At 58.1% G+C, this 13,054-nt stretch carries 12 protein-coding genes; 6 read left to right on the top strand and 6 right to left on the bottom strand.

From position 1 onward, the window contains the following. Positions 1 to 87: 87 nt before the first annotated feature. A complete protein-coding gene (locus tag QWI16_RS13210; protein WP_302713855.1) occupies positions 88 to 927 on the top strand; it encodes a 3-keto-disaccharide hydrolase in 840 nt (279 codons plus the stop codon). A gap of 54 nt (positions 928 to 981) precedes the next feature. Here the strand turns inward: QWI16_RS13210 and QWI16_RS13205 are convergent, their stop codons facing one another. Continuing rightward, a complete protein-coding gene (locus QWI16_RS13205; RefSeq protein WP_302713854.1) occupies positions 982 to 3,150 on the bottom strand; it encodes a TonB-dependent siderophore receptor in 2,169 nt (722 codons plus the stop codon). Positions 3,151 to 3,436: 286 nt separating this feature from the next. Then, on the bottom strand, positions 3,437 to 4,369 hold the full coding sequence (locus tag QWI16_RS13200) for an alpha/beta hydrolase (protein ID WP_302713853.1): 933 nt from the start codon (positions 4,367 to 4,369) through the stop codon (positions 3,437 to 3,439). A 177-nt stretch (positions 4,370 to 4,546) separates the two neighbouring features. Between QWI16_RS13200 and QWI16_RS13195 the strand changes: the two genes are divergently transcribed. Continuing rightward, positions 4,547 to 5,077, top strand: a complete 531-nt coding sequence (locus QWI16_RS13195; RefSeq protein ID WP_302713851.1) for a P-loop NTPase family protein — start codon at positions 4,547 to 4,549, stop codon at positions 5,075 to 5,077. Positions 5,078 to 5,105: 28 nt separating this feature from the next. Here the strand turns inward: QWI16_RS13195 and QWI16_RS13190 are convergent, their stop codons facing one another. Further along, positions 5,106 to 7,307: a PQQ-dependent sugar dehydrogenase gene (locus QWI16_RS13190; RefSeq protein ID WP_302713849.1), complete on the bottom strand. Its 2,202-nt coding sequence runs from the start codon at positions 7,305 to 7,307 to the stop codon at positions 5,106 to 5,108. A 22-nt stretch (positions 7,308 to 7,329) separates the two neighbouring features. Between QWI16_RS13190 and QWI16_RS13185 the strand changes: the two genes are divergently transcribed. From QWI16_RS13185 to QWI16_RS13170, 4 genes are all read left to right on the top strand, one after another. Next, positions 7,330 to 7,509 carry a hypothetical protein gene (locus QWI16_RS13185; protein WP_302713847.1) on the top strand — a complete coding sequence of 60 codons (180 nt, stop codon included), beginning with the start codon at positions 7,330 to 7,332 and terminating at the stop codon, positions 7,507 to 7,509. A gap of 227 nt (positions 7,510 to 7,736) precedes the next feature. Next, positions 7,737 to 8,339 carry a CPBP family intramembrane glutamic endopeptidase gene (locus QWI16_RS13180; RefSeq protein WP_302713845.1) on the top strand — a complete coding sequence of 201 codons (603 nt, stop codon included), beginning with the start codon at positions 7,737 to 7,739 and terminating at the stop codon, positions 8,337 to 8,339. A 17-nt stretch (positions 8,340 to 8,356) separates the two neighbouring features. After that, positions 8,357 to 8,599, top strand: a complete 243-nt coding sequence (locus QWI16_RS13175) for a DUF5062 family protein (RefSeq protein WP_302713844.1) — start codon at positions 8,357 to 8,359, stop codon at positions 8,597 to 8,599. A 147-nt stretch (positions 8,600 to 8,746) separates the two neighbouring features. Beyond that, the gene (locus QWI16_RS13170; RefSeq protein WP_302713843.1) at positions 8,747 to 10,279 is read left to right on the top strand and encodes a cytochrome-c peroxidase; all 1,533 of its coding nucleotides are present in this window, start codon (positions 8,747 to 8,749) and stop codon (positions 10,277 to 10,279) included. A gap of 27 nt (positions 10,280 to 10,306) precedes the next feature. Here QWI16_RS13170 and QWI16_RS13165 read toward each other — a convergent pair whose 3' ends face one another. The 3 genes from QWI16_RS13165 to QWI16_RS13155 are packed head-to-tail and all read right to left on the bottom strand — an operon-like array spanning position 10,307 to position 13,031. Next, positions 10,307 to 10,654 carry a cupin domain-containing protein gene (locus tag QWI16_RS13165; RefSeq protein ID WP_302713842.1) on the bottom strand — a complete coding sequence of 116 codons (348 nt, stop codon included), beginning with the start codon at positions 10,652 to 10,654 and terminating at the stop codon, positions 10,307 to 10,309. Further along, complete coding sequence (locus QWI16_RS13160) at positions 10,651 to 11,880, bottom strand: heme biosynthesis HemY N-terminal domain-containing protein (RefSeq protein WP_302713840.1); 1,230 nt, start codon at positions 11,878 to 11,880, stop codon at positions 10,651 to 10,653. The genes QWI16_RS13165 and QWI16_RS13160 overlap by 4 nt, the downstream gene beginning before the upstream one ends. Then, entirely contained in the window at positions 11,877 to 13,031 is a 1,155-nt protein-coding gene (locus tag QWI16_RS13155) for a uroporphyrinogen-III C-methyltransferase (protein ID WP_302713838.1), read from the bottom strand. Before QWI16_RS13155 ends, QWI16_RS13160 begins: the two co-directional genes overlap by 4 nt. Positions 13,032 to 13,054: the final 23 nt, after the last annotated feature.

Here is a 13,054-nt window from a genome sequence, read left to right as displayed (position 1 = left end):
AGGCGGGTGCCTATGCTCGTGCACCCGCCTTTTATCTTATAAAATCGGGCTTACCTATAAAAACGATAGCCTGGAACCTTTTTATTTATGCCCACGATAAAACACCTGGCCTTTTGTGCCTTATCCGCCGCCCTCGCTGGCTGTAGCCAAAATCCCTCCACAGACCAAGCCGCACACTCAGCAGACACCCCGCAGTGGCAAACGCTCTTTAACGGCGAGAACCTGGACGGCTGGACCATCAAAATTGCCGGCTACCCACTGAACGAGAATGCGTTAGACACCTTTTTGGTAAGAGACGGCAAGCTGATCGTCAACTACGACCAGTACGATGAGTTTAAGGGGCGCAACGGCCATATTTTTTACAACCAACCCTTCTCCCATTACCGCGTCAAAGTGGAGTATCGCTTTGTCGGCGAGCAGGCCAAAGGCGCGCCCGACTGGGCCTGGCGCAATAACGGCATCATGTACCACGCCCAGTCGCCCCAGAGCATGGCACTGGAGCAAGGCTACCCCGCGTGCATGGAAGTGCAACTGCTCGGCGGCAACGGCTCGGAAGAGCGCCACACCTCGAATTTAGTCACACCGGGTTCGCACGCGCTCTACCAGGGCGAGTTTCGCACCGACCATATTATTGAATCCACCAGCAAGACCTATCACGGTGATCAGTGGGTCGAGGCCGAAGTGGAAGTGCACGGCGACGAGCTGGCCATTCACTACGTAGAAGGTGAAGAAGTGATTCGCTACAGCGGCATGCAGCTCGATGACGGCACGCCGCTCACCGAAGGTTACATCGCCCTGCAAGCGGAAAGCGCGCCCATTGAATTTCGCAAAGTCGAGCTACTGAATTTAAAAGGTTGTATGGACCCTAAAGCCAGCAACTATAAATCCTATTACGTCGCCGACGATCCACAAACCTGTCAGCACTAAGAGTAGATCAGCTCCGGCGAATCCGGATAAGGACTCGCCGAAGGCCGCTCTTTACTACAGTTTGACGTTTGCCGAAAAAACTATTGCCCCTGGGTCGCCAAGGAAATACTGGTTGGCCCAGTAATGATTATCGGTGAGATTATTGATGTTGAGCCTCAAGGTTAGCGGCTTTTTCGCAAGAGACATTTCATAGCGAGCGCCCAGATCCAGCAACGCGTAACCATCTATGCGGTCGGTGTTTTCATTATCGCCATAGAAATCACCGGTATAGCTGGCACCGCCGTTCACCGTAAGGCCGGGCACACCGGTAATATCGTACTCCAAATAGAGCTTGTACATTTGCTCAGAAACACCTCGGGGTGTTTTCCCTTCGAGCTCGGGATTTTGCTCGTTTTTCTCTACCCTCGCATCCAAAAGGGTAATACCACCAACCACAGTCAAGCCTGACATCAGCTCACCGGTAGCGGTCAGCTCTATACCGGAATGAACTTGGCGGCCGGCCTGAACAAATTCGGCGCTGGTCTCGTCAATCACTTCGTAGTATTCCAGCGGTTTATCAATTTCAAACACAGCGGCCGTTAACAGGGTTTGCCCCAGCGTTGCTTTTAGGCCCAGTTCGAGTTGGTCACTTACCAGCGGTGACATGACCTCGTTGGCGTTGATCACCAGTCGCTCACCGTAGTTTTCACTGGCCACACCGCCTTGCTCCAAACTTTCGATGTAACTGAAGTAGCTGGTGATATTCGCCTTGGGCTTGTAAACCAGAGACAGGGTAGGCGTGAGTTCACTGTCATCATAGTTGGCTGTTTCTTCGCCCTGTGCATTGAAATTTTTGTAGTAAATACGGCTGTCGCTGATACCAACCAAGAGCGACCATTGCTCGTTGAGGCTAATATCATCGCCCAGTGAAATCGTCTCCGTTCTCTGGTCATAGGCTTGGTAAACGGGTTGAGTACCATGGCTGCCCCACTCAGGCTCTTCAATGTAGGTGGGACCATCCAGGGAGAGCCCCTCAAATGCTGGGTTGCCGGCCGTATTGGTGTTGCCATCGGGGTAAAGATCCCAGATGCTCTTGCTCAGCTGATAGCCGAGCGTCAGGTTGTGCCCAATCGCGCCTGTATTAAAAGCGAAGTCCAGGAAGGCAAAGTAACCTTCACCATAGATAGTTTGCGGCGCGTTTTCGCTATTGTAAATTTCTTGGTTATAGGTATTGTCAGCCTGGATGGTATTTGACGCATGAGCACCGCGGCGCTCATTGTACTCATCAAGGAAACCAGCGCGAAAGTTAATGCCCTCGGTAATTTCCCAGTAGGCGTTGACACCCACACGCTCTGAGTCAATGTCCTGATTGGTCCAGCGCTGCCCCCAGCTAACGGAAGTATCCAGTTCATCGGCATCGGGCCTTGCAACACCATCGGCCATGTACCAGTACGCGTTGCGTCCCTCAAGAAAGTACTCCCTCCGGGACAAGTCCAACTCCAGCACCAATTTGTCCGTCACCTGCCAGTCAAAAAAGCCGCTGATAAACTGGCGCTCGTGATTGAGGTTTTCAATGGGCGTTTCACCGTCTTGCGCCACCACATTAACGCGATAGCCAAACTTCCCTGCGCGATCAAACTGTCCACCAAAGTCGCCGTGGGCGAGCAGGTTTTCACCGCCGGTATTGCCCAGGGTAATGGAGTTGAGCCGTTCTTCCGTAGGCCGCTTGGTCACAAAGTTGACCATGCCGCCGACATTACCACCACCGTACAGAAAACCGGACAAACCCGTCAGCACTTCCACCCTGGCCGTTTCTTCCATAGTGGTGCCGTGGGCGTAGTTCCATTTCTGCCGGGTAATACCGTTACGAGCGAAGGTGGTTGTCTGGAAGCCACGCAAAAACACGTAGGGATTATCGTTTTGTGTTTGCGGCCAGTGGAACTGAGTGACCGGATTAAACTTGAACACCTGATCCGCAACACTCGCCTGGAGGTTCTCAATCAGCTCTTCGGGCACCACGCTGATGGAGTAAGGCGTATCCTGTAAGCTGCGACCAGACCAAGGGCCGAGAGTCGTGCCACGCTTGGCGTTACGCCCCTCGACAAAAATCTCTTCATAACCCGCCTTATTCGCTGCAACCTCTTTACTGGAATCCGCTTCTTGCAAGTCGGCAGCGGCACCGCCACTACCAACCAATCCAGCCAACACCAAAGCACCCGCTCCATACTTGCGCGTGAATTTCATACCACCCCCCCAGCAAATGCAATTACGAATTATTATCATTATTATTACAAAATTGGCAGTTAGGTAGCAATAGCAAGAAGCGCAGAATACTGCGCTTCTTCACTAGAGCATGAGGTAATAGATTGATTTTTAAAAGAAAAATTGTCGGACGTAGACTCCGCTTTTGCCATAGAACGAAGCTACATTGGCTGGGCTGTTGGTTGGCAAGCTAGAGGGCAACGGCAGATTAGTCCGCAAAAGAGCCAAAACCTCTCAATTGGCAGAAGCTAGATGCCAGGGTAGATCTTTAAAACCCCTCCACCGCCAGCCACTCGCTCATCACCGCAAACCAATCCATGGGGTTGCGCATACCAAAACCGTGGCCGCCGCTTGGGAGAATCACCATACCAGCGCTGACGTCTTTCGCGCGCAAGGCCTCGTAGTAGCGCAGGGAGTTTTCCACCACCACCGCGGTGTCGTCGCTGGCGTGGATTAAAAACGCCGGCGGTGTCTGCGCCGTCACTTGTGTTTCATTGGAAAAGTAGGCTTGCCACTGGGGCTCGGCTGGCTCGCCGAGCAAATTCGTGCGCGAGCCCGTGTGTGCAATGCTGTCATCAAAGCTGATAACCGGGTAAACGAGTATCTGAAAGTCCGGCCTTACCTGAGCGGCCGTCCAATCACTGAGTACCGGGTCGTTAAAATGCACCGCCACCGAAGAGGCCAGGTGCCCACCGGCAGAGAAGCCCATGATGCCCACTTTGGCCGGGTCAATCCCCCACTCGGCGGCCTTGTTTCTGACCAGCACCAATGCCTGTTGTGCGTCCTGCAGCGGGCCGACTTTCTTGTCGGCCATGTTGGCGTCCAATGGGTCGCGGTATTTAACAACAAAGGCGGCAATGCCCTGCTCATTAAAGCGCTCGGCGACCTGATAGCCCTCTTTCACGACGGACACGCCCCGGTAGCCGCCGCCGGGTAAAATCACCACGCCTGTGCCAGTGGCCTTGTCTTTCGCGGGCAAAAAGAGTGTGAGCGTTGGGTAGGTGACGCGCTGTAAAAACGTATCGGGGTGACTGGGGTCGCGAACTTTTTCCAGATCCTCGCTCGCCACCGAGCCGGGTATGGCTCCATCGTAAAGCGGTATTGTCTGGCGCTCGGCCGTAGTCGCGTGAGTAAAACTGGCTCCGGTCAACATCAACGCGCTCGCGAGTATCCATAATGGGTAAATAAAACGGTGGTTCATGGCTTGGGCTCCTGTTTTTATTGTGTGTGGTTTTGGTGGGCAGGTTGAGCTTGCAGGCATCCGCTGCGTTATCCCGCAGTCGCGAGATGCACACAACCCTTTTATACTGCGGCACTAAAATACCACAGTGCGAATATCACAGCGCAAATTCATAGCGCTGGCGACAGGGAGCCCACCATGAAAAAAATAAACGTCGTCGGCACCAGTGGCTCGGGGAAAACCACTTTCTCTCGCGCCCTGGCGCAGCGCCTGAACGTCCCCTGCATTGAAATGGACGCGCTCTTTTGGAAGCCCGGCTGGACCCAAAGCACTGACGACGAATTTTTTGCCAAGCTCGCCGAAGCACTCGATTGTGACACCTGGGTGCTGGATGGTAACTATAGCCGCACCACAGCGATTAAATGGAAGGACGTCGACACGATTATCTGGGTGGATTTTGGCTTTGCCCGCACCATGTGGCAGGCCGTCAAGCGCGCGGTCTTACGCGTGAGAGATCAACGCGAACTCTGGTCCGGCAGCGGCAACCGCGAGAATCTGCGTATGCTCTTTTCGCGCGACTCTATTTTGCTTTGGACGCTGAAAACCTACCGGGTGAATAAAAAGCGCTACCGCGCGCTGATACAAAACCCGCAATACGCACACCTGCGTTGTGTGCGCTTACGCAGCCCAACGCAGTGCCAGGCGTTTCTGGCAGAGTGTTCACCTTAGTCGGCCTGGAGGCCTGCAACTCTACCGCTCAATTGCAGCCGGGCAACTGATCAATCCACTCGCGCAACAGCGCTTCGCCTTCGGTATCCACCTGATTGCTCCCCACCGGAGGCATTTGCTCAGCGTGATCGCGCAGCGCCATGCGCAACACCAGTACCGAGTGATCGCTGTTGCCGGGCAGCAGGCGCATGGCACCATCTATACCCATAGTGCCGTTTTGCGGCGGCACATTGCATAGGCGGGTGTCACCCAAATCGGTTTGCCAGCGCAAATCCATATTCACGTTGGTGCCGCCGCCGGGGCGGTGGCACTGGGCGCAGTTCGTGTGCAAGTAGGCCCGCGCCCGCTCATCCAGCCCGGCGCTGCTATCTTGCGGATAGGCGAGCGCGCTGGCGTTAGTGGAACCGGTGAGAGCACCGATGTCTTTTAACGTGAACACCTGATTGGCGCTGCGCCCAGTGGACGGGTAGGTAAACTCGCCATTTAACTGCGCCGTTTCCAAGCCGAGCGACCAGCCCGCCGCCTCGGTGTGGCACTGCATACACTCGGCGCCACTGGGGTAGATCCAGTTCTGGCCCTGGCGCTCGCTCACCAGGCCGCCCTCGACCAGTTCAGCATCGGTGCCGGTATCGTTCCAGGCGTAGGTGTAACCCGCCCACTGGCCGTCAGTGTGGTGTTTTAGCAGGCGTGTTTCAATCAGCTCACCGCCCAAATAGAAGTGTTTCATCAGCACACTGCCGGCCGGCACCTGCCAGTCCTGGCCGCTGGCGACGCTCATGCGGCGACCATTGGGCAGTGCCAGCCAGCGGCGCTTGTAGGCGCCATCGGACCAAAACGGCGCCTGCACCTGATAGGGAATCAAACCCGATACCGCCTGGCGCGGGTTGGTAGGGTTTACGCAGCCGGTAGCCGACAAGAGCGTTTCGGGGGCATTGATTTGTTCACCGGTTTCACCCCCCTCGACCAAGCGATAAATACCGCCGCCAAAACTCAAGATATAGAGCTCGCCATCTTCGTCTTCGGCGAATGAGGCAATGTTTTGGCCGGTGTCTTCAATCAGCACCTCACTGCGCCAACTGCCACCGCTGCGGGTCAGCGCGTAGAGCGGCCGGGTGACGTAATCGCCAAACACATAGCGACCACTGAGTGAGGCAATGGCGCTGCCGCGGTAACGATAGCCACCGGTGATGGATTGAAAATCGGGCTGGGGCACTTCGGCCACAGGGTCGATCAGGCCCGCCGTCTGGCAACCGCTGGAGGGGTTATAACAATGCGCGCCTTCGCGTATGCGCCAGCCGTAATTGCCACCGCGGGAAATAATGTTCACCTCCTCCCAGCTGCCCTGGCCCACATCGGCCAGCCACAGATCACCGGTAGCGCGGTCAAACGACCAGCGCCAGGGGTTGCGCAGCCCCCAGGCATAAAGCTCGGGGCAGTTGCCACCCGCGCCCTGCTTTTGCAGCATTTGCTCGTCGGTATTGCACAAAAAGCCGGCTTGATCGGCGTAGGGATTGTCTGCGGGAATGGCGTAGGGAGAGGCGCCGTCCACGTCAATGCGAATCATGCTGCCCCAAAGGTTGGCCGTGTTCTGCGCGCGATTATCCGGATCGCCCGCCGAGCCCCCGTCGCCGATACTCAAATACAAATAGCCATCGGCGCCAAAGCCCAGCCGACCGCCAAAATGGTTTTTGGAGGTGTACGGGGCGGTGTAGCGGATCAGTATTTCTTCGGAGTCTTCATCCAACAATCCGGTACCGGCGTCGCGGGTAAAGCGCGACAGTACCGAGTCGCAGCAACCACCGCCGGGCTCTGAGGCTTGGTAAAACGCATAGACCTCACCGTTGCCAGCGTAGTTGGGATGAAAAGCAAAACTCAAAAAACCCGCCTCGTTGGCACTGTCATTCACGCGCCCGCGCAAATCGGCAAACAGCTCACGGCTAGTGACCGATTCATTGTTGGCAAACCGGTAAATGCGCCCACTCTGCTCGGCCAGATACCAGACACTGTTGTCGCCGGGCGGGTACTCCATCGCCACCGGCTCACTGAAACTCAGATTCGGGTAGGCACGCTCAAGCGCCACCCCGGTGACCGGCTGGGGCGACTCACCAGCCAGGCAGCTGCTGTTGCTGGGCCGGACATCCAGACCCGCTTGCGGGGGCTCACTGGATTGACTGCTCGAACTGCTCTGGGAGCTGCTGGAGCTACTGCTCTCGCTGCTTGAAGACGACACACTGGAGACACTACTTGAAGATGTGGACGAAACACTCGACGACGCACTCGATACCACACTCGATGAACTTGAGACACTCGACGACACACTGGATGAGGACGCGCTGGACGATACACTGCTAGACACAGACGACTGGCTGGACAGGCTCGAAGACGATGAACTGCTCTGGCTGGATACACTGGATGAAGAGGTGGACGCCTGATTGCCGGAGCTGTCAGCGGCGCTTGAAGACGAGGCATCATTGCCCGAGCCACCCCCCGAACCACCGCAAGCGGTCAGCAGAGCCAGAATTCCCACCAGCATGAATACGCGCATAATCGTCTCCCAAGGCCAGTTGCCACAAATATCCTGATGACAGGCTACTCTGCCCAGGCGCCCGAAACTGTCGGCCCGTTCACGCTCGAGCGCTCTTGCTGCTAAACTCGCGCCATGAAACACAGCGTCTTTGTCACCATGTCCCTGTTTGAAGGCGGCTTATCGGTGATCGCCCTACTGCTGTTGTCCTTTACCACTATAGTCATTAATCCGCCCGGCAGCGCCGGAGCCGGTGCGCTTCTCTGGGGCTGCCTGGCGGCACTGGCAACCTATGGTGCCATGGCGCTCAGCGTGCGCTGGCTACCGGGCTTTCGGGCCAGACTGCGTCCACACATTGGCCAGATGCAACAACTCTTTACGCCGCTTTCGCTCTGGCAGCTGGCGTTTATCTCCCTGCTCGCCGGGGTGGGTGAAGAGCTGTTATTTCGCGTACTGCTGCAAAACTGGCTGGCCGGGTTCGGTTATCCGAGCGTGGCTATTGTGCTGGCATCGCTGGTGTTTGCCGCGCTGCACTGGTTGTCTTTGACTTATTTTCTGGTCACCCTGGTGGTCGGCCTCGCCTTTGGTATTGTCTATCACACCACCCAGAGCTTTGTACTGGTGGCCAGCTGGCATGGCGTCTATGATTTTATTGCCTTGGTGATTGTCAGCCGCTGCCCACAGTGGCTCGGCTTTTCACAGGCCTCACCGCCCTCACCCAACACACAGACCCATTGACCGAGAGACCAATCGACGTGAAGAAACTGGAAAACGAAAAAGAGCTGGTCAAAAAAGCCCTCAAGGTCGGCTCGGTGTACGCCGAAAAGCGCGGCGCCGCCCAATTCGAACCCACGGACTCCGCCGCCGATCGGATGCTCTATATCTATCGCCTGCTGGTGCACGACAAACTCATTCAACCTCTGCCCGAAGAACAAGTCTCGCAAAAATCCATTCAACACAAGCTGGCCATCTGGGCCTCAAAGCTGGATACCCCCTAACTCGAATTTAGATACCCCCTAAAAAGGTACTGGTATTGCCACAAGGCGCTGGTAAAATGCCGCGCCAAGCACTTTGTGACCTTGTTCACACTTCTCCTGTTACAAAGTGATACTAAAAAACACAATACCAACAAGAGACTTACCACCGTGACCATTGTTAATGCACTGCCGGGCAGGATTGGCCTGGTGTGGGGGCTATTGCTTGCCGTCGGTCTTACCGGCTGCGGCGGCAGTGATTCCACATCTTCGTCCGAGCTTCCGAACCAGCTGGATCTCGAGCTGCGCACCGAAATCAACACCCACCAACTTACCGGCGACCCAAGCACCGGCCGCGAGCTGCCGAGCATCGACTCGCCCAAGGCGCAGCTGGGTATGCAGCTGTTTTACAGCAAAGCCCTGAGCGGCGACATGGACACCGCTTGTGTCACCTGTCATCACCCGATGCTGGGCGGTGGCGATGACCTGGCACTGTCCGTGGGCGTGGACGCCGAGTATCAGGATCTGCTCGGACTTGGCCGCCTGCACAGTCAGGATGGCGATCACTTTGACGGCGGCCCCACCGTGCCGCGCAACGCGCCCACCACCTTCAACATCGGCATGTGGGACAAAGTCCTGTTTCACGATGGCCGGGTCGAGAGCCTGAGCGGCACCGCACGCAAAGGCGGCGCCGATGGCGCGGGCATTCGTACACCGGATGTTGCCTACGGCAGCGCCGACCCCGATGCCGGCACCAGCCTCGCCGTGGCGCAAGCGCGCTTTCCGGTGACCTCGCCCGAGGAAATGAAAAACTTCGGCTGGTTTGACGGGGCAAGCAACCAGCAGGTGCGCCAATACCTGCAGGAACGGCTCGGCGGCTACGGCAATCCGCCCGGCGGCCACCTGAGCACCAACCACTGGCTTGAGCTGTTTGTCGCCGCCTACGGCAATGCCCAGAGCACGCCCGAGTCGGTGATTACCTTTGCCAATGTTGCCGATGCCCTCGCCGCCTACGAGAGCTCGCAAGTGTTTGTCGATACCCCCTGGAAAGCCTACGTGCAGGGTAACGAAGAGGCTCTGACCGCCTCACAAAAACGCGGTGCCCTGCTGTTTTACCGCTCGGTGGAGCAAGGCGGCGCCGACTGCGCGGCCTGCCACAGCGGCGACTTTTTTACCGACGAGCAATTCCACAATGTGGCGATGATTCAAATCGGCCGCGGCAAGGGCAATGGCGAGGACGGCAGTGAAGACTTTGGCCGCTTCCGCGAGACCGGCGAAGAGAAAGATCGCTTCGCTTTCCGCACACCGACACTGCTCAACGTTACGGCGACGGGCCCCTGGGGCCACGCGGGTGCTTTTTCCACCATGGAAGGGTTTATTCGCCAGCACCTGGATCCGGAGCGCGGCTTTTACGAGTACGACTGGGCGCAACTCGACGGCAATGTGCAGGTCACCCACGCTGAACGCAACTCGCTCAAGGCGCTCAATCACTGGCTGGCGCTACTGGAAAGTGGGCAATCGCTCTTGCCAGTGGTGTCGCTGGACGATGGGCAGGTCACGGACTTGGTGAATTTTATGGAGGCACTTACCGACCCCTGCGTGGAAGTGCGCGAGTGCATGGCGCCCTGGATACCCGATGAGGCCATGCCAGACCCGGACGACATGCGACTAGACGGAATGGATCTGGACGGCAACTATTTATAAGGCTTGTGAGCCTGCAGCGTTAGTCGTTTAGAGCTGTGCAGGCTCATTGGTCGGGATAAACACCGCCAGCCACACCGAGTGCTCATCGGCTAGTGTGCCCTCTACCCGGTGGCGCTCACCGGCCGGAATAAAGACAAAATCCCCCGGCGCGAGCGCCCGTTCGCGCCCATCCTCCCAGCGCAACACCGCACCGCCGCTCAGCAGAACCACCCACTCATGCTCACTCTGTTCATACCAAAAACCGGGCTCGCTGGCATGGCCGTGGGAGACAATGCGCTCGATGCGCACACCCGAGACCGCCAAGAGTGTATCGCTTAACTCGCGGGGCAGAGCTTCAGGTATCTGCGCCAGCAAATTGTCCAGCGGTGCACTCACAGAGTCTGCACTCGCGCCTGGCGCTCGCGCGCGGCGTGCTCCAGCCCCTCGCGATAGCAGCGGGCACTGGCTTCGGACTCACCAAGTTGATCGAGCAGACGGGCGAGGTCGGCATAGACATCAGCGGCGGGCAGCATATCGAGCGACTCGCTGAAATAATCCCGCGCCTTGCCCCACAACTGGTTGCGCACACATAACCGCCCAAGGGTTGCCAGGAGCGTGGCGTCTGCGTCGTGCTGGCGCAGCCAGGTGTTAGCGATCTTCAGCTGCGTTTTGGGGTCACTGCCCTGTACCAGACCGTAGAGTGCCACCCACTCATCCTGCCAGTGCTTTTGCAGCGCCTGGGTCAGCAGCGGTTCGGCCTGCTCGTCGCAGCCGAGCCGGTGCAGCGCGGCGGCAAAGCCGGCCATCAGCTCCGGCTCTTTGTGCAGCGAGGCAGGAATGCGCGCCCAGATGTCATCCAGCGCCTGCTTGCAGGCGGCGGCGTCAGGTTGTTTTTGATGGCGCTTTTCCACCAGCTGTAACTGACGCAGGTAAACGTCTATCTGCAGTTTTTTCAGGCCCTCGCCGGAGCGCACGTTCAGCTCGCGCAAAGCGGGTAATAGCTCTTCCAGCGCATCGATATCATCCAGTGCCCAGTAGACGTCCGCGAGCAAATCCAACACCACCGGATGCTCGGGCGCCAGGCGTTTGATGCGCTTTAAGGTGGCCAGGCACTGCTCGAACCGCTTGCTGCCAAGCTGCATGCGCGCCTGCGTCAGGGCGACGGCCAACTCACTGCTGCCGCGGCTTTTCTCGGCCTTGTGCAGAAGATCGAGCGCGCCGGGAAAATCCCCGAGCTCGTATGAACAGCGCGCGGCGGCGAGATAATTGACCAGTGGGTTCACCGACTTTCCGGCGCTTTTGACCAGTTGCTTGCGGGCCACCTGCCAGTTGCCCTCGATAAAGTCCACCAGCGCAGCCATGGTGCGGCTCTGGGCCCGGGGCGAGAGGCGGCGCTCGCCGGTCAACAACTTGCCCACCTTGCGCCCGCCGCGAAATAGGCGCCACAGAAAATAGAAGATGACAAAGCCCAGCAGCCAGAGAGCGAGACCGGTCCAGAGGCTCATTTCAACCGTGGTGGCACCGTAGGCCAGCAGCACATAGCCGCTGTCGCTGCGCATCAATTGATAGAGCAGCGCGCCTGCCAGCATAAACACCAATAGCAGGATCAGCCGTCGTTTCATGAGCGATCCCCCGCCTCGACCTGATGCAGCCGCTCCAGATACTGACGCAAGAGATTGTGCGCCTCACTGATATCCGGCAGCTCCACTTCTACCTGTACCTGTTGCAGCTCACCCAGGGTGTCGAGCAGCGCCTGTGTTTGCGGGTTGAGGGCAAAATGATCGCCGAGCCACTGCTCAGCCTTGGCCAGGCTCTGGTGGTAGAGCCGCGGCTCTTCGCGCAGCAGCGCGCTCTGCGCTTGCTCGAGCATAAGTCTCAGGTTCTGACGCAAAAACCACTGCTCCTCGGGGGCCATCAGCGGTGCAATGCTCTCGTCGTGATCGCGCACGCGAATCAGGCTGCCCAGGGTGCGGGCGCCGTGCAACAAACTGGCCTTGACCGTCTCCCAGCCGCCTTCGGCACTCGGGGCCTCGCCCGCCGACGCCTCGGGTAAGTCGCGTTCGAAGGACTCCAGCAGCGGCAGGTCAGCCACCTCGTCAATCACGCTTTGCAGGCGAGCGTAGACGCCTTCGCGGTCTACTGGCTCAATCATTTTCAGCTCGGTCATTTCGCGGGCGAGCATCTGACGGATGGCGAAGAGGTTGGGGTCATCCTGCCCCTTCAAGATGTCATCGGCGGCGCGGGTCAGCGCCAGGGCCTCGGCGCTGTTGTGCTCAACCAAAACCTTCTGGTTGGCCAGGCGCAGCAAAAAGGCCGCCTCCGCCAGTTTCCAATCATCGCGGGTGGTGTCGGAAAGCGACTCTAGGCGGTTTTGCACCGAGGCCAGCTCGCGCGCCATATTGTCAATCAGGTCCACGTCAATGGCCGGCTGAGCATTGCCAAGCTCTCGCACGCCGGTGCGCAGCTCGTTGATTTGTTCGTAGAGCTCGGCGAGCTGCCGCTCCAGCGGTGCCGGATCAAACGGCGCTGCCGGTTCAGCATCGCCAGCACTCAGCTGACCCTGCAAGGCTTGCAGTTGCTGCCACATTTGCCAACCGTACCAGCCGCCCACGCCCGCCAGAGCCACCAGTAAAAACAGGCAGAAGGCCGCCAATAGGCCGCCGCCCGACTTGGCTTTGGGCTTGTCGGCCGGTGGCTTTTCGCTGTCTTTTGGCGCTGGCGGCTCCTGCTCGCTCAGCGCCAGATCGGTGGATGTGTCTGAAGTGTCAGCCATACTTGGTCTTCTCCCGCCTGCGG

Origin of the sequence: Gilvimarinus algae (assembly GCF_030518215.1) — a bacterium.
Classification (GTDB): domain Bacteria; phylum Pseudomonadota; class Gammaproteobacteria; order Pseudomonadales; family Cellvibrionaceae; genus Gilvimarinus; species Gilvimarinus algae.
Note: the sequence above shows the minus strand (reverse complement) of the source record. Positions and strands in the feature narration are given on the sequence as shown.